At 60.3% G+C, this 17185-nt stretch carries 16 protein-coding genes; 7 read left to right on the forward strand and 9 right to left on the reverse strand.

The features are described from left to right. Entirely contained in the window at positions 1–573 is a 573-nt protein-coding gene (locus DOCECA_RS19475) for a HupE/UreJ family protein (protein WP_434649103.1), read from the forward strand. A 181-nt stretch (positions 574–754) separates the two neighbouring features. Continuing rightward, positions 755–1888, forward strand: a complete 1134-nt coding sequence (locus DOCECA_RS19480) for an AGE family epimerase/isomerase (protein ID WP_434649105.1) — start codon at positions 755–757, stop codon at positions 1886–1888. A 72-nt stretch (positions 1889–1960) separates the two neighbouring features. Here the strand turns inward: DOCECA_RS19480 and DOCECA_RS19485 are convergent, their stop codons facing one another. The 8 genes from DOCECA_RS19485 to amaB form a co-directional block, all read right to left on the reverse strand. After that, on the reverse strand, positions 1961–2725 hold the full coding sequence (locus tag DOCECA_RS19485; protein WP_434608057.1) for an SDR family oxidoreductase: 765 nt from the start codon (positions 2723–2725) through the stop codon (positions 1961–1963). An 850-nt stretch (positions 2726–3575) separates the two neighbouring features. Further along, the gene (locus tag DOCECA_RS19490; protein ID WP_053117959.1) at positions 3576–4292 is read right to left on the reverse strand and encodes an ABC transporter ATP-binding protein; all 717 of its coding nucleotides are present in this window, start codon (positions 4290–4292) and stop codon (positions 3576–3578) included. Next, positions 4289–5161, reverse strand: coding sequence for an ABC transporter ATP-binding protein (locus DOCECA_RS19495; protein WP_420766217.1), 873 nt, complete (start codon positions 5159–5161; stop codon positions 4289–4291). Before DOCECA_RS19495 ends, DOCECA_RS19490 begins: the two co-directional genes overlap by 4 nt. Then, positions 5158–6438 carry a high-affinity branched-chain amino acid ABC transporter permease LivM gene (gene livM, locus DOCECA_RS19500; RefSeq protein ID WP_420766216.1) on the reverse strand — a complete coding sequence of 427 codons (1281 nt, stop codon included), beginning with the start codon at positions 6436–6438 and terminating at the stop codon, positions 5158–5160. Before livM ends, DOCECA_RS19495 begins: the two co-directional genes overlap by 4 nt. 2 nt (positions 6439–6440) lie before the next feature. Continuing rightward, positions 6441–7355 (reverse strand): ABC transporter permease subunit, encoded by a 915-nt coding sequence (locus DOCECA_RS19505; protein WP_420766215.1) that lies wholly within the window; start codon positions 7353–7355, stop codon positions 6441–6443. A 191-nt stretch (positions 7356–7546) separates the two neighbouring features. Further along, a complete protein-coding gene (locus tag DOCECA_RS19510; RefSeq protein WP_420766214.1) occupies positions 7547–8683 on the reverse strand; it encodes an ABC transporter substrate-binding protein in 1137 nt (378 codons plus the stop codon). A gap of 370 nt (positions 8684–9053) precedes the next feature. Beyond that, positions 9054–10337, reverse strand: coding sequence for an L-pipecolate oxidase (gene amaA, locus DOCECA_RS19515; protein WP_445570952.1), 1284 nt, complete (start codon positions 10335–10337; stop codon positions 9054–9056). A 147-nt stretch (positions 10338–10484) separates the two neighbouring features. Continuing rightward, positions 10485–11975: an L-piperidine-6-carboxylate dehydrogenase gene (gene amaB / locus DOCECA_RS19520; protein WP_420766212.1), complete on the reverse strand. Its 1491-nt coding sequence runs from the start codon at positions 11973–11975 to the stop codon at positions 10485–10487. A gap of 191 nt (positions 11976–12166) precedes the next feature. Between amaB and DOCECA_RS19525 the strand changes: the two genes are divergently transcribed. From DOCECA_RS19525 to nadE, 3 genes are all read left to right on the forward strand, one after another. Continuing rightward, positions 12167–13078: a LysR family transcriptional regulator gene (locus DOCECA_RS19525; protein WP_420766211.1), complete on the forward strand. Its 912-nt coding sequence runs from the start codon at positions 12167–12169 to the stop codon at positions 13076–13078. Between the two features lie 136 nt (positions 13079–13214). Further along, a complete protein-coding gene (gene pncB, locus DOCECA_RS19530) occupies positions 13215–14441 on the forward strand; it encodes a nicotinate phosphoribosyltransferase (protein WP_420766210.1) in 1227 nt (408 codons plus the stop codon). A gap of 4 nt (positions 14442–14445) precedes the next feature. Further along, a complete protein-coding gene (gene nadE / locus DOCECA_RS19535; protein WP_420766209.1) occupies positions 14446–15273 on the forward strand; it encodes an ammonia-dependent NAD(+) synthetase in 828 nt (275 codons plus the stop codon). A gap of 180 nt (positions 15274–15453) precedes the next feature. On the opposite strand, the gene azu is transcribed toward nadE, so the two are convergent. Next, on the reverse strand, positions 15454–15900 hold the full coding sequence (azu, locus tag DOCECA_RS19540; protein ID WP_434560950.1) for an azurin: 447 nt from the start codon (positions 15898–15900) through the stop codon (positions 15454–15456). 339 nt (positions 15901–16239) lie between these two features. On the opposite strand from azu, the gene DOCECA_RS19545 reads away from it, so the two are divergent. Together DOCECA_RS19545 and DOCECA_RS19550 are read left to right on the forward strand one after the other, a co-directional pair. Further along, positions 16240–16827: a TIGR00730 family Rossman fold protein gene (locus DOCECA_RS19545; RefSeq protein ID WP_434608065.1), complete on the forward strand. Its 588-nt coding sequence runs from the start codon at positions 16240–16242 to the stop codon at positions 16825–16827. A 68-nt stretch (positions 16828–16895) separates the two neighbouring features. Next, positions 16896–17087: a hypothetical protein gene (locus DOCECA_RS19550; protein ID WP_434649113.1), complete on the forward strand. Its 192-nt coding sequence runs from the start codon at positions 16896–16898 to the stop codon at positions 17085–17087. Positions 17088–17185: the final 98 nt, after the last annotated feature.

Genomic DNA, 17185 nt, shown 5'->3' on the forward strand with positions numbered 1-17185 from the left:
ATGACATGCAAACGTATCTGCGGCGCCCTCGCCCTGCTATTGACCCCGGCGCTTGCCTTCGCCCACCCCGGCCACGGCGATAATGGCCTGATCGCCGGGCTGGGCCACCCGATCGGCGGGCTCGATCATTTGCTGGCGATGCTCGCGGTCGGTTTGTGGGCCGCCCAACAACAAGGCGCTGCGCGCTGGGCACTGCCGTGTACCTTCGTCGGCGCAATGCTGCTTGGCGGCGTGCTGGGTTTTGAAGGCCTGCACCTTCCGGCGTTGGAAAGCGGGATCGCCGCCTCGGTACTCGCCCTGGGCCTGGCGGTGGCACTGGCCGTGCGTCCACCGCTGGGCCTGGCTGTCGCTGCGACTGCGGTGGTTGCGCTGTTCCATGGCGTGGCCCATGGCTTGGAGCTGCCGGACATGTCCAGCCCCTGGGCTTACGCCGTAGGCTTTGTCGCAGCGACAGCGGCGTTGCACGGCGCAGGTTTTGCGCTGGTGCGGGTGTTGCCGCGAGCGGCGGCGCCATTGGTGCGGTTGGCTGGGGCGGCTTCGGCGGCGGCCGGGGTTTGGCTGTTGGCGGGTTGATTCTCTAGCGCCCAGCCGGCCCTCATCGCGAGCAAGCTCGCTCCCCCACTTTGATCGGTGTACGCCCCGCCCTGTGGGAGCCAGCTTGCTCGCGATGACGGACTTACAGGCGTCATCTCTCTGGAGTCGGTCACTCTGCTACCATGTCGCGCATTCGCCCCCGCCGTGACGACGTCCGCCAATGCCTGATGCTTCCCGCCCCGCTCCCCAGCCTGAATTGACCGCCCTGTTCGCCACGGTGCGCCAGCATTTTCACGACGTGATCGTGCCGATGTGGCAGGGCCCGGGCTGGAATGCCGAACTGGCGTTGCCCTATGAATCCCTCGACAGCCAGCACCAGCCGCTGCCGCCCCAGCGTTACCGGGCCATGGCCTGTGCGCGGCAGCTGTATGTGTTCGCCAGCCTGATCGGTGAGGTGCCGCAGGCCGAGGAGCGCGCCGCCGCATTGTTCCGCTCATTGCAGCGGCATTTCCACGACGCCGAACATGGCGGCTGGTTCTACAGCATCGACCCGCAGGGCGCGCCGCTGGACACGGGCAAAGACCTTTATACCCACGCGTTTATCCTGTTCGCCTGCGCCCATTACTGGGGCAAGGTTCGCGAGCCGTTGGTGGAATCGACGTTGAACGCCGCGCTGGAAGTGATCAGCCGGCGCTTCGCCACCGGGGACGGTCTCTACGAAGCCAGCCTGGGGCGTGACTGGTCGACCTGCCAATCCGGCCCGTTGCAGAATCCGCTGATGCACCTGGCCGAAGCGTTCCTGGCAACCCTCTCGGTTCGCGACGATGCCACCGTGCGCCAGGCGTTGCTGAGCCTTTGCGATGGGATGTACCGGCACTTCGTGGACCCGGAACAGAAGGCCATGATGGAGAAACCACTCAAGGCTGTGGATAACTGGTTCGAGCCAGGCCATCAATTCGAATGGTATTTCCTGCTGGCCTCATCGCCCTTGTTGCGTGGTGGCAAGCTGCACACGGCGCTAGAGCACAGCTTTGGTTTTACCGAGCGACAAGGTGTCGATCCGGACTCCAGCGCGGTACGCGCGATGCTGAGCCTGGCGCCGCAATCGACCCCACGCGACGCCACTCAACGCATCTGGGCCCAAGCGGAATACCTGCGGGCATTGACGTTGCGCCCGGGAAGCGACAATGCCTTGCTGCGTCAACTGCAAGCGCTGCAGCAGCATTTCCTGCATCCCCGGGGCTGGAATGAATGTCTTGACGCCGACGGCATCGTCAGCCGCCGGGACATGCCTTCGACCACCCCTTATCATCTTCTGACCTGCTACCGCGGTCTGGCCGACTACCTGGCGTAACACTTTTCGTGGCGAGGGAGCTTGCACCCTCGCCACAACAGCTCATCAATTCCAGCTCAATAAGGCCAGCGGTCAGGCCTTGTTGCGTTCGATGGCGAACCCGGCCCAGGTCTGGCTCACCGGCATCAGTTCGAGGCTGTTGATGTTGATGTGCGCCGGGGTGTTGAGCACCCAGAAAATGGTGTCGGCGATGTCCTGCGGCTGGATCGGCTCGGCGCCGGCGTAGGTCGCGTCGTAGCGCGCCTGGTCGCCACCAAAACGCACCAGCGAGAACTCGCTCTCGCACAGGCCCGGCTCGATGTTGCTCACCCGCACACCCGTGCCTTGCAAGTCGCAACGCAGGTTCAGGGAGAACTGTTTGACGAACGCCTTGCTCGCGCCATAAACATGGCTGCCTGGATACGGGTAATTACCGGCAATGGAACCCAGGTTGATGATGCCAGCGCCACGACCATGGGCGATCAGGCGCGGCAGCAGCAGGCGCGTGCTGTAGATCAGACCTTTCACATTGGTGTCGACCATGGTGTCCCAATCATCAAGGTCGCACTTGGGCGCCGGATCGACGCCCAAGGCCAGGCCGGCATTGTTGATCAGCCCGCGCAGCGTGGCAAAGGATGGCGGAAGGTTGCCGATGGCTTCTTCCATGGCCTTGCGATCACGCACATCCAGCACCAGGCCATGGACCTCGGTCTGCTTCGACAGCTCGGCACAAAGGGCATCGAGGCGTTCTTCACGACGGCCGGTCAGCACCAGCTTCCAACCGGCCTCGGCGAAACGACGGGCACAGGCTTCACCAAAACCGGACGTCGCGCCAGTGATAAACAGGGTGTCAGACATCGTGTTCTCCTTGCTTGGGCTTCAAACAGCCATTGAATGGAAATCGGCCCACAGCATGCCCGGGCTGGCCCGCCAGGGGCAAGGCTTGATCAACGCTTTAATCCTGCGATTGCTCAAAAAACAAACAATGAGCGTCAGGCCTTGTCCAGCAAGGGCCGCAGCGGGTTGCCCGCACCTTATCCACAGGTAGGTCCACAATAAACGGGGGCAAGTGAAAAACCGGTAACCCTTTGTGCACAAGGCTTTGCGCGGGTTTTGGAATATTTTTTCGCTTGACCTGGCAAGTCAGGTTGTGCAGATCAGGTTATCTGCTATAAGGCGGCGCTTGATGTCGCGATGGCTCCAAGCCAGCAATCACGCCGCTGAGCGCCGTCTTTCCAGAGTTTAGTCACAGACTTATCCACAGGCTTGCCCCCAGACTTTCGAGCCCATTTCCACCCACATAAAACTGTTGACAACAGCCGCTCCCCTTTAACCAAAGATGCCTGATCAAAAAACGATCACAGGCCTGAAAGGCACGTATTCAAAGGCTTACAGCCAGCTACTCCCACGTTACCCACAGCCAGTTCCACAGCAAACGGGGACAAGTCAAAACCGTGACAAAACAACTGTTTGCGGCGACTTTATGTCGCGGTTTCACAGAGGGTCAGGATTGTTGTCCACAATTGCTGAAGCCCTACAAATTTCACTGTGGGAGCGAGCCTGCTCGCGAAGGCGGCGTATCAGATACATGAATGTCGCCTGATCCACTGCCTTCGCGAGCAGGCTCGCTCCCACAGGGGTTGGTGGCGTTTTGGAGAGATAAAAAAACCGGCGATCACTCGCCGGTTTTTTTGTTGCAGCCGCCGCCTCAATGGCCGCCGAGATACGCGTTACGCACCTCTTCGTTGGCGAGCAGTTCCTTGCCGGTACCGGTCAGGCGGATTTCGCCGTTGACCATGACATAGGCCCGGTCCGACAACTTGAGCGCGTGGTTGGCGTTCTGTTCCACCAGGAAAATAGTCATCCCGGTGGAAGCCAATTCACGCAGGGTGGCGAAGATCTGTTTCACCACGATCGGCGCCAGCCCCAGGCTCGGCTCATCGAGCAGCAACAACTTCGGCCGGCTCATCAGTGCCCGGGCAATGGCGAGCATTTGTTGCTCGCCGCCGGACATGGTCATGGCCCGCTGGTTGCGCCGCTCCTTGAGCCGGGGAAACAACTCGAACATGCGCTGCATGTCTTCGCTGGCATATTTGTCGCCAATGGGGATGGTGCCCATCAGCAGGTTTTCCTCGACGGTCATGTCCGGGAATACCCGCCGTCCTTCCGGCGATTGGGCGATACCGTTGGAGGCGATGTAGTGCGACGACTTGTGGGTGATGTCCACGCCTTGGTAGATGATCTGCCCGCCCGCAGCGCGGGGCTGGCCGAAGATCGACATCAGCAGCGTGGATTTGCCCGCGCCGTTGGAGCCGATCAGGCTCACCGTTTCGCCTTCGCCAATGTGCATCGAGACTTTCTTCAGGGCCTGGATCGGCCCGTAAAATACGTCCAGTTCCTTGAGTTCGAGGATAGGTCCACTCATACCAGCTCCTCTTCGTCGGCGCCCAGGTAGGCCGCGATCACCTTCGGATCGTTGCGAATCGCCTCGGGACCACCCTCGGCGATCACGTTGCCGTGGTCCAGCACCACGATGTGGTCGGAAATACTCATCACCATGCCCATGTCGTGTTCGATCAGCACCACGGTCAAATCATGCTCGTCGCGCAGCAGCCGAATCATTGCGCTCAGCGCTTCGGTTTCCTGGGGGTTGAGGCCGGCGGCGGGTTCGTCGAGGCAGATGATCTGCGGACGCGTGCACATGGCCCGGGCGATTTCCAGGCGGCGCTGCTGGCCGTAGGAAAGCTCGCCGGCCAGGCGGTTGGCGCAATCCACCAAGTCCACCACTTCCAGCCAATAGAAGGCATGGTCCAGGGCGTCGCTTTCAGCTTTGCGATAGCCCTTGGTGTTGAGGATGCCCGCGATCAGGCTGCGGTTGACCCACATGTGCTGGGCCACCAGCAGGTTTTCCAGTACCGACATTTCCTTGAACAGGCGAATGTTCTGGAAGGTGCGCGCCAGGCCGGCGCGGTTCACCAGGTGGGTGCCGCCGAACATCTTGTAGTACAGCCGGCTGGCGAAGGATTTCGGCGAGACAAAATCAGTAGGACGAAACGCTTCGCCCAACAGCTTGATCACGTTGGTCTGTTCGCCGCGTACGTTGAGTTCGATCTTGCCGCCCGAGGCCTTGTAGAAGCCGGTCAGGCAGTTGAACACGGTGGTCTTGCCCGCGCCGTTGGGGCCGATCAGGGCGAAGATCGAATTGCGCTCGACCTGCAGGCTCACGTCGCTGAGGGCTTTGATGCCACCAAACTGCATCATCAGGTTTTCGACTTTGAGTACGACTTCGCTCATGGCGCTACCCCCTTGCGCGGCGTCACGCCGGTACGGCTGATACGAATCAGGCCTCGCGGGCGCCAGATCATCATCAGCACCATCAACACGCCGAACAGCAGCACCCGGTATTCAGAGAAACTGCGCAGAAGCTCCGGTGCCACGGTGAGCACGAATGCCGCGATCACCACACCCACCGTCGATCCCATGCCACCCAGAACGACGATGGCCAGAATCAGCGCCGACTCGAAGAAGGTGAACGAGGATGGGTTGACGAAGCCCTGATAGCTGGCGAAAAACACACCCGCCAGGCCCGCGGTGGAGGCACCGATGGTGAAGGCCGAGAGCTTGACCAGCACATGGTTCAGGCCCATGGAGCGGCAGGCAATTTCATCTTCGCGCAAGGCTTCCCAGGCGCGACCGACCGGCATGCGGGTCAGGCGATGCTTGATATACAGCACCAACAGGACGGTGATGAACAGCACGATGTAGATGAACAGGAATTTGACGTTGGGGTTGTAGGCGATGCCGAAGAACTCATGGAACGGCACCCCACCGTCCTTCGCCCGCCTGCCAAATTCCAGGCCCATGAAGGTCGGGGAAGGCACCGGCATGCCATTCGGTCCGCCAGTGAACGACAGCCAGTTATTGAGCACCAACCGGATGATTTCGCCAAACCCCAGGGTCACGATGGCCAGGTAGTCGCCGTGCATTCGCAACACCGGGAAGCCCAATATGCACCCGGCCATCGCCGCAGCGATGGCGGCCAGCGGCAACACGGTCCAGAAACCCAGCCCCAGGTATTGGTAGCCCAGCGCCAGCCCATAGGCACCGATGGCGTAGAACGCCACATAACCCAGGTCGAGCAGCCCGGCCAGGCCGACCACGATGTTCAGGCCCAGGCCCAGCAGCACGTAGATCAGCCCGAGGATGACCACCGTCAGCACGTACTTGTTGGCGAAGAATGGAAACACGATGGCGATCACGATCAGCGCCGGGATGATCCAGCGCAGGCGCGACTTGTAGTCCGGAGGCAGCACATGCACGCCGGAGCCGGTGCTCTCGAAGCCCTGGAGAATCTTGAGTCCCTTGGGGGTTTGCAGGAACAGGCTCAGGGCAAAGCGCCCGACCATTACGATCGCCACCAGCCAGCCGACGCGGGCCGGCTGCAGGTTGAAACTGTAGCCATCGAGCACCACGCCGACGATCGGCCCGAACACAATCAGCGAGATCAGGCCGGCCAGGATCGCGTCGATGACGCTCTGTTTGATATCAAGCGGTTTATTGGCAGCAGACATACTTACACCTTCGCCACGAGTGGGCGACCCAACAGGCCTTGGGGACGGAAGATCAGAATCAGCACCAGCAGCGAGAAACTGAACACGTCTTTGTAGTCGGAGTTGATCAGACCGGAGAACAGCGACTCGGAAATCCCGAGGATGATCCCGCCGAGCATCGCCCCAGGCAGGGAGCCGATGCCGCCGAGTACCGCCGCGGTGAACGCCTTGATGCCGATGATGAAGCCGGCATAGAAGTCGAAGGTGCCGTAGTTCATGGTGATCAGCACACCGGCCAGGGCCGCCATGGCTGCACCGATGATGAACACGTAGGAAATCACCCGGTCGGTGTTGATCCCCAGGATCGAGGCCATCTTGCGGTCTTGCTGGGTGGCGCGGCACATGCGTCCGAGCTTGGTGTACTTGATGATGTAGGTCAGCAGCGCCATGCCGGCGAACGCGGCGATCAGAATGAAGATCTTGGTGTAGGTGAGCTGCACGAAACCGGTACCGATGTCGACGCGCATGGCGCCTTCAAGCAGTGTCGGAACACCCTGTTGACGGGCGCCCTGGCTGATCTGTGCATAGTTTTGCAGGATCAGCGAAATGCCGATGGCACTGATCAGCGGTGCCAGCCGGGTTGAGTTGCGCAGGGGTTTGTAGGCGACGCGTTCGATGACCCAGCCGTAGACCCCGGTGACCACGACCGTGAACACAAGGGTGCCAAGGATCATCAGCGGAAAGGATTCGATACCGAAGTAAGCCAGCAGAGCCAGACTGATTGCCGCGAGGTAAGCGGAAATCATGTAAACCTCGCCGTGGGCGAAGTTGATCATGCCGATGATGCCGTAGACCATTGTGTAGCCGATGGCGATCAGACCATAGACCGACCCGAGGGTCAGGCCATTGATCAGTTGCTGCAGGAAAATACCATCCATAACGCAATCTCACGCAGTGAGACAGCACATCCCGGGGACGCGACGACGGGTTCGAAGCCCAGCGCCCAAAAATGTGCGGCTCGTAGAAAAAAACAGACGGGCCGTTGGCTAATGCCAATCAGGACAGGGTGAGCACAGTCTCCGTGGCGAGGGAGCTTGCTCCCTCGCCACAGGCTAGTCATCCCTTCAAATTACTTCTGTTTTTCCAACTGGTGGTATTTGCCATCCTTGTCCCACTGGTAGACCACGTAGTCGGAGACTTTCAGGTCACCCTTGGAATCCCAGGTTTTTTCGCCCATGACGGTTTTCACCGGGTTGGCTTTCAGCCACTTGGCAGCGTCTTCGCCCTTGTTGGACTTGGCGCCGTTGAAGCCGGCGGCCAAGGCCTGGACCGACGCATAGGCGTACAACGTGTAGCCTTCAGGCTCGACGCCCTGGGCACGGAAAGCGTCTACTACGGCCTTGCTGTCGGGCAGCAGGCGTGGGTCGGCGCCAAAGGTCATGTACACGCCATCGACGTATTGCGCGCCGCCAGCGGTGGTGACCAGTTCGTCGGTGACGATGCCGTCATCGGACATGAATTTCACGTCCTTGAGGCCTTGTTCGCGCAGCTGGCGAACCAACGGGCCGGCTTCCGGATGCAGGCCGCCGAAGTAGACCACGTCGGCACCGGCCGAACGGATCTTGGTGACCACGGCGCTGAAGTCTTTTTCACCACGGGTCAGGCCTTCGTACAACACCGGGGTCACACCACGCTTGGCCAGTTGTGCCTTGGTGGCATCCGCCAGGCCTTGGCCGTAGGTGTCCTTGTCGTGCAGCACGACGACTTTCTTGCCCTTGAGGACATCGACGATGTAGTCGCCGGCCACGATGCCTTGCTGGTCGTCACGACCGCACATACGGAACATCGCGCTCAGGCCACGCTCGGTCACGGCCGGGTTGGTCGAACCGGGGGTCATGGCGATGACGCCGGCTTCGTCATAGACCTCGGAAGCCGGGATGGTGTTGGACGAGCAGAAGTGCCCGACCACACCGATGACCTTGTCCTGGTCAACCAGACGGTTGGCCACGGCCACGGCTTGCTTGGGTTCGCAGGCGTCGTCGCCGGCTACCAGTACGATTTTTTCGCCGTTGACGCCACCCGCTTTGTTGATGACATCGGCCGCTGCCTGCGCACCTTTCATGTATTGCTCGCCAAACGCAGCGTTGGCACCGGTCATCGGCCCCGCCACACCGAATTTCACATCAGCTTGAGCAAACGCAGAAACACCCAGCGCAGTTGCCACTGCGAGGGCCAGAAAGCCTTTCTTGTAAAACGTCTGGGACATGAGGTGGTGCTCCAAGGTTTTTTTTAGTTGGCACTGCGACTTCACTTCACTGAAAAGCTCAGAGCAAGGGCCGTGCCATCGGTTTTTTATTCTTAAAAAAGTCGCTGCTTTATTGTTATTTCGACTGTTTCGGGCCCTTTTTCACAGGGCGTGCAACCGTCTAAACCGCACGAGGTGCAACCTGATTTAAAAGTAGGTAAAACCCTCCATGAGCCATCATTGCAACCGCCGCATGAAACGGCGTGCAACCACTGTGTAACAACCTACGTCACCGAACTGCACACTGTCGGTGCGCGGCTGCTACAACCCGCACCATAACAGGCTAGACGTTCAACTAAAAAACGCCGCCATCAGAAACACTTTTCAACAATCAGATGACGATGCGCAAGCACTGGCCCGCGTGGTACAGCGAAAAGCCCGCTTCATACAAGCAGCTGCGCAGGCCGACACCCGCCAAAGGCTGCATCGGCGCGAAGGGGATCGGCAGCGCCTTGGCATCGCCGTGGCACAGGTAATCGGCAAATGCCTTGCCCACGACAGTGCCGGTGGTCACGCCCCGCCCGTTGTAACCGGTCACTGCCACTAGGCCGGGTGCCGGTTCGAACAGACGCATCAAATGATCAGGCGTGAAAGCGATGCAACCGGTCCAGGTGCATTCCCATTCCACCGGCTTCAGGTAAGGGAAATAGTGCTGCTGCACCCGGTCAGCCCAGGCCTTGAGGAACCAGGCTGGCTTGCGGTTACCGTTGCCCAGGCTGCCCAGCAGCAGGCGACCGTCCTTGTCCCGGCGAATGCTGCTCAACACCTGGCGGGTATCCCAAGAGCCCTGCCCGCCCGGCAGGATGCGTCGGGCCGCCTCGTCGTCCAGCGGGACCGAGGCCACCTGGTAGTAATAACCGGGGAAAAAATTGCGCCGCAATTCGGTCCAGTCGCCCTCGGTATAGGCGTTGGAGGCGATCACGACTTGCTCGGCCAGCACCGAGCCCTGGGCGGTCTGAACCGACCAACGCTGGCCTTGGCGCTCCAACCGCGTCACCGGCGAATGGTCGAACATCTGGGCGCCAAGATCCTTGGCGGCTTTGGCCAGTCCACTGGCATAGGCCATCGGATTGAGCGTGCCGGCCCGGCGATCGAGCAACGCCGCGGCGATCTTGTCGGTGCCGGTGGCATCGACACAGGCTTGGCCGGTGAGCAGCTCAACCGGCGCGCCACGGCGCTTCCATTGTTCTTCGCGGCTGCGCAGGTCCGCCTCGCCCCGGGCGTTATGGGCCATGTGCAAGGTGCCTTCGCGGCGCAGCTGGCAATCGATGGCGTACTTGTCGACAAGGCTGAACACCAACGCCGGCGCGGCGCCCAGCATACGGTTGAGCTGGCTGCCCACTGCCGCGCCAAACCCAGCCTCGATCTCGTCCGGTGGAATCCACAGGCCGGCATTCACCAGCCCAACGTTACGCCCCGATCCGCCATGCCCGGCCCGATGAGCTTCAAGCACCGCGACACGCTTGCCTTGCTCCAGCAAATGCACCGCCGCCGACAGGCCGGTAAAACCTGCGCCGATGACGCAGACGTCCACCTTGATCTCGCCAGTGAGCGCAGTGTTTTCAGGCCTTTGCGGCGTCAGTTTTTCCCACAGACATTCTTCGCGTAACGGCATTGCCAGACTCCAACAGAAACCCAACAAACACACAATTCAATGTGGGAGCGAGCCTGCTCGCGATGGCGGCGAATCAGTCACATCAGAAGTGATTGGCACACCGCTATCGCGAGCAGACTCGCTCCCACAGGGACACTTGACCGGTTCTCAGTCGAACGTAATCCCCTGCGCCAACGGCAACTCCAACGAGTAATTCACGGTGTTTGTCTGACGGCGCATGTAGGCGCGCCATGCATCGGAGCCGGATTCGCGACCGCCGCCGGTTTCCTTTTCGCCACCGAAGGCGCCGCCGATTTCCGCGCCGCTCGGGCCGATGTTGACGTTGGCGATGCCGCAGTCGCTGCCCACCGCCGACATGAATTGCTCGGCTTCACGCACGTCGGTGGTGAAAATGCAGGAGGACAGGCCCTGGGGCACAGAGTTGTTCAAGTCCAGCGCTTCAGCGAAATCCTTGTAGCCGACCACATAAAGGATCGGTGCGAACGTTTCATGGCGCACCACGTCGCTTTGCTCCGGCATCTCGACGATGGCGGGCGAAACGTAATAGGCATTCGGGAACTGGTCTTCGAGCTGGCGCTTGCCGCCAAACACCCGCCCGCCTTCGCTCAGGGCCTGCTCCAGTGCGTCCTGCATGTTCTCGAAGCTTTGCTTGTCGATCAGCGGGCCCACCAGATTGCCTTCCAACGGATGACCGATGCGCACTTTCGAGTAGGCAGCCTTGAGCCGGGTGACGATTTCTTCCTTCACCGACTCATGGGCGATCAGCCGGCGCAAGGTGGTGCAGCGCTGGCCGGCGGTGCCGACGGCGCTGAACAGGATCGCGCGCACCGCCATGTCCAGGTCGGCGCTCGGGGCCAGAATCATGGCGTTGTTACCGCCCAATTCGAGAATGCTGCGGGCGAAGCGCGCCGCGACTTTCGGCGCCACTTCACGCCCCATGCGGGTGCTGCCGGTGGCGCTGATCAACGCCACGCGCGGGTCGTCCACCAAGGCTTCGCCGGCATCGCGACCGCCGATGATCACCTGGCTCAGGTACGGTGGCGCGTCGCTGAAGTTCTTCAGTACGCGCTCGAACAAGGCCTGGCACGCCAGGGCGGTCAGCGGAGTCTTTTCCGAAGGCTTCCAGATCACCGGGTTGCCGCAGACCAGGGCCAACGTGGTGTTCCAGGCCCAGACTGCAACAGGGAAGTTGAAGGCGCTGATTACGCCGACCACGCCCAGCGGGTGCCAGGTCTCACGCATGTGATGGCCGGGGCGCTCCGACGCGATGGTCAGGCCGTAAAGCTGGCGGGACAGGCCGACGGCGAAATCGCAGATGTCGATCATCTCTTGCACTTCGCCCAGGCCTTCCTGGGTGATTTTGCCGGCTTCCCAGGACACCAGTTCACCGAGGTCGGCCTTGTATTCACGCAACAGATCGCCGAACTGGCGCACCAGCTCGCCACGACGGGGGGCCGGCACCTTGCGCCACAGGTCAAAGGCATGCTCGGCCCGGCTGACCTGCTGCTCGACCTCGGCGGCGCCTTCCCAGTTCACCGCGCCGATGCGACTGCCATCGATGGGCGAATGCACTGGCTGTGTGCCGTTCTGGTACAAGGCCGGGTCGACACCCAGACGATCAAGCAATGCAGCAACCATGGGTAAATTCCTCAAGCGAAAGACAATGGGTTGGCAGCCGGACGAACACGGCTGATCAGACCTGTAGTTGTAGCTGGCCCGAGACTTGCCAACAAACGACCTTTAAGCGAGATATCATTCCGTTTATTCATGCTGCCCCTGAAGCAGACTCTTCAGCACAAAAGCAGAGCGACAAAAAATAAGGCTCCATCATGCTCAATAAACGCTATTTGCCGTCGATCACCGCGCTGCAGTGCTTCGAAGCAGTGACCCGTCACCTGAGCTTCACCCGCGCCGCCGAAGAATTGAACCTGACCCAGAGCGCCGTCAGCAAACAGGTCGCGCAGTTGGAAGAGTTGCTCCAGCACTTGCTGTTCCGTCGCGTGCGTCGACGCCTGCAATTGACTCCCGCAGGGGATTTGTACCTGGGAGAAGTACGAAAAATCCTCACCCAAGTTGAGATGTCCACTCATTACCTGCGTTCCTACGGTGGTGACACCGAAGTCCTGCGCGTGTCTACGCCACCAACGTTCGGCGCGCGCTGGTTGGTCCCACGGCTCAAGGGCTGGCGCCTGCGCCATCCCAGCATTCATCTGGACCTGTGCAGCGAGCAAGAGGCCGATGACCTACAGCAAGGTCGCAGTGACCTGGCGTTCTATTTTGGCCAAGCCTCACGACCCGGAACTGAATCCTTGAAACTGTTCGGCGAAGAACTGGTGCCAGTCTGCGCGCCGGGCAGCCTGCCGGACCAGCCTTTCACCGACCCGACGCAACTGACCGATCTGGTCCTGCTGCAAAACGCCTCGCGCCCACAGGCTTGGCACGACTGGTTCGAAGACCTGGGTTATCACACCGAACACAGCTACCACGGGCCGCGCTTCGAAACCTTCTATATGTGCATCCGCGCAGCCCAGGTCGGCTGCGGCGTGGCCCTGCTGCCCAGGTTCCTGGTGGAAGAAGAACTGGCCGACGGCAAGCTGGTCATTCCCTGGCAGCATGCGATGCCCAGCACCAATGCCTATTATCTGGCTTATCCGGAACATTCGGCGGAAGTGCCCAAGGTGCGGATGTTCGTGGAGTGGATGTTGGAGCAGATCGACGGTGCTGATATTGCGCAACAATAAGAGGGCTCCTCGCCACGAAGGCGTGTGAGGCAAAAAACACTGGCAAAACCCACCACGGTTATGCGCCACTAGCCCTTTCACTACGAACTGCCGTACGCCGCTGCCCGCCGCAGCCACCTGTCTGGAGATTCACGTTATGAGCGAGAGTGTATTTGCCGATCGCATCGTGCAGAACCTGCTCGACACCGACTTCTACAAGCTGACGATGATGCAGGCGGTGCTGCATAACTACCCCAACGTCGAAGTGGAGTGGGAGTTCCGCTGCCGAAACAGCGAAGACCTGCGGCCCTACCTTGCGGAGATCCGCTTCCAGATCGAACGCTTGGCCGAGCTGAGCCTGAGCGCCGACCAGCTGGGTTTTCTCGAACGCATCTGCTTCTTGAAACCGGACTTCCTGCGCTTTCTGGGCCTGTTCCGTTTCAACCTGCGCTATGTGCACACGGGCATCGAAAACGGCGAGCTGTTTATCCGCCTGCGCGGGCCATGGCTGCACGTCATCCTGTTCGAAGTGCCTTTGCTGGCCATTGTCAGCGAAGTGCGCAACCGCTATCGCTACCGTGAAATCGTTCTGGAACAGGCGCGGGAACAGCTTTATCGCAAGTTCGACTGGCTGAACGCCAATGCCAGTGCCGAGGAATTGTCCGAACTTCAAGTGGCCGATTTCGGCACCCGCCGTCGGTTCTCCTACCGAACCCAGGAAGAAGTGGTCAACGTGCTCAAGCACGACTTTCCGGGACGCTTCGTCGGCACCAGCAACGTGCATCTGTCCCGTGAACTGGACATGAAACCCTTGGGCACCATGGCCCATGAGTGGATCATGGCTCACCAGCAACTGGGCCCAAGGCTGATCGACAGTCAGATCGCCGCGCTCGACTGCTGGGTGCGCGAATACCGAGGGCTGCTGGGCATCGCGCTGACCGATTGCATCACCATGGACGCCTTCCTCAAGGATTTCGATCTGTTCTTCGCCAAGCTGTTTGACGGCTTGCGCCATGATTCGGGTGACCCGGTCATCTGGGCCGAGAAAGCCATTGCCCACTATCACAAGCTGGGTATCGACCCGATGAGCAAGACCCTGGTGTTCTCCGACAGCCTGACATTGCCAAAATGCCTGGAGATTTTCCGCGCCTTGCGTGGTCGCATTAATGTGAGCTTTGGTATCGGGACCAACCTGACCTGTGACATTCCAGGCGTGGAGCCCATGAGCATCGTGCTTAAAATGATCAGTTGTGACGGGCAACCCGTGGCCAAGATTTCAGACGAGCCCGGTAAGACCCACTGCAAGGACCCGAATTTCGTCGCCTATATGCGACATGTTTTCCAAGTACCTGCCGCCCTTTCTGGCACATCAAGCAAGGAGTGAATTCATGCAAGCCGTACAGCGTGAGATTGCTGAACAGCTCAAGGTCCAACCGCCATTTGCCGATGACGCCGCCCTCAAGGCCGAAATCGCTCGTCGGGTGAGCTTCATCCAGGACTGCCTCGTCAACTCCGGGCTCAAGAGCCTGGTACTGGGCATCAGCGGCGGGGTCGACTCGTTGACCGCCGGCCTGTTGGCCCAGCGTGCCGTGCGCGAGTTGCGGGAAAAAACCGGCAATGCGGCGTACAAGTTCGTTGCCGTGCGCTTACCGTACGAGACCCAGTTCGACGAACACGAAGCCCAGGCCTGTGTCGATTTCATCGAGCCAGACGAGCGCCATACCGTCAATATCGGCCCGGCGGTCAAGGCATTGGCCAAGGAAGTCCTCGCGTTCGAGGGCAAGGCGCCGGGCTCGCGGGATTTCGTGTTGGGCAATACCAAGGCGCGGATGCGCATGGTGGCGCAATACACCATCGCCGGCGCCGAACAGGGCATGGTGATCGGCACCGATCATGCGGCCGAAGCGGTGATGGGGTTCTTCACCAAGTTCGGTGACGGCGCCTGCGACCTGGCGCCGCTGAGTGGGCTGGTGAAAAACCAGGTCCGGGCCATCGCCCGCGACTTTGGCGCGCCGGAATCGCTGGTGGAAAAAGTCCCCACCGCCGACCTGGAAGACCTGTCGCCTGGCAAGCCGGACGAAGCGGCCCACGGCGTGACCTACGCCGAGATCGACGCGTTCCTGCATGGCCAACCGATTCGCGAAGAAGCGGCGAAGATTATTTGCGACACCTACCGCAAGACCGAGCACAAGCGAGTGATGCCGTACGCTCCTTGACCACCATTTGGTGGACAGGCCCTGTGGGAGCGAGCTTGCTCGCGATAGCGGTGGATCAGCTTGCATCGCTGCTGAATGTACTGCCGTCATCGCGAGCAAGCTCGCTCCCACAGGGGCGGGTTTTGGCCTGGTATAAAAAAAGCGCCCTGCACGGGGGCGCTTTTTTCTGCCTGAAATTTGTTACTTCAGGGTAACCGTGCCTTTCATCATCGAGATGTGGCCCGGGAACGAGCAGAAGAAACCGTACTTCTCGGCAGCGTCCAGCTTAGAGACATCGAAAGTCACCGAGTCGGTTTCCTTGGCGCCGATAACCTTGGTGTGTGCGATAACGCGGGCGTCACCCTCCTTGAGATAGTTCTTGTCGATACCGGCGCCCAGGCCATCGGTGGCGATCGGCTGCATGTCGGCCTCTTTGCTCAGCACCCAGTTATGACCCATCACGTTTTTCGGCAGGTTACCCGAGTGAGTCAGCTCAACGGTGAACGTCTTGCAGCTCTTATCGATTTCGATGGCCTTGGTGCTGAAGGTCATCTGGTCGGTGGAATCGATGGTGGTCTTGCACTCCGCTGCCATCAGTTGGCTGCTGGCCAGCGTCAACAGGGATACTGCTACAAGTTTGGCGAACATCATGAATCTCCAAGGCATGGTTAACGAAATCCGTCAGAGGGGAAGACTGCCTGATTTTCTGGCAAGTTCCTATGACCTGAGTCAAAGATTGTATACAACTTAAGACTATCAGCCTGATGGACAGAATCAACCGGCCAGAAGTATGACGCACCTCTAAGATCTGTCCCATCAACCCTGGAGTGCTGGTCATGAACCTCAACAGCCTGTTATGCAGCTTGCTCGCCGCCTACGCCTGCGGTGCCAGTGGCACCTATGAAAAAACTCGCCGCGAGGTTTAATTCTTTGCGCAACAAAGGGCAGGCTTTACTCTGGTCCGGTCATCGAATCGCGGAGTGAAGCATGTCCATAGCGTCTGTTTGTGTATTTTGCGGCGCCAGCACCGGCAGCCACCCGGCCTATCTGGAAGCGGCCCAGGCCCTGGGCCGTGCTTTGGCCGAACGAAAACTCACCTTGGTCTACGGCGGTGGCGCGGTCGGTCTTATGGGTGTCGTTGCCGATGCAGCCCTCGCCGCTGGCGGCGAAGTGATTGGCATCATCCCGCAAAGTTTGAAAGACAAGGAAATCGGTCACAGCGGCCTGACGCGCCTTGAAGTGGTAGACGGCATGCATGCGCGCAAGGCCCGCATGGCTGAGCTCAGCGACGCCTTCATCGCCTTGCCCGGCGGGCTCGGCACCCTGGAGGAACTGTTCGAAGTCTGGACCTGGGGTCAGCTCGGTTATCACGGCAAGCCGCTGGGGCTGCTGGAAGTGAACGGTTTCTACAGCAAGCTCACCGGCTTCCTCGATCATATCGTCGGCGAAGGCTTCGTCCGCGCGCCGCATCGTGACATGCTGCAGGTGAGCGAATCTGCGCACACACTGCTCGATGCGCTGGACGAATGGCAACCGTCCGTGCAGCCAAAGTGGGCCGAACAAAAACCAAGCTAACGGCTCGGTCCCGATACAGGGCAGAATACGCGCCGCTCAACCTCACCTTCGACCCCAGAGGATCGCCCATGGCTAAACCCAATTATTCCTTCGCCAAACGTCAAAGAGACCTGGCCAAGGAGCAGAAGAAAGAGGAAAAGCTCCAGCGCAAGAAGGCTTCGGCTGAAGAAGCGGCCCTGAACCCGGACAGCGACGGCGACGGCGACGTGGCGGCAGAACACGATGTGGATGTGCCGAAAGACCAGGCACCCGACGCCTGAATTCAGCGTTCCGCCGATGCCCTGTGGAAGCGAGCTTGCTCGCGATGACGGTTTGCCTGGCCCTTCCATGCTGGCTGAACCGCCGCTTTGGCGAGAAG

Source organism: Pseudomonas sp. E102 (assembly GCF_052660185.1).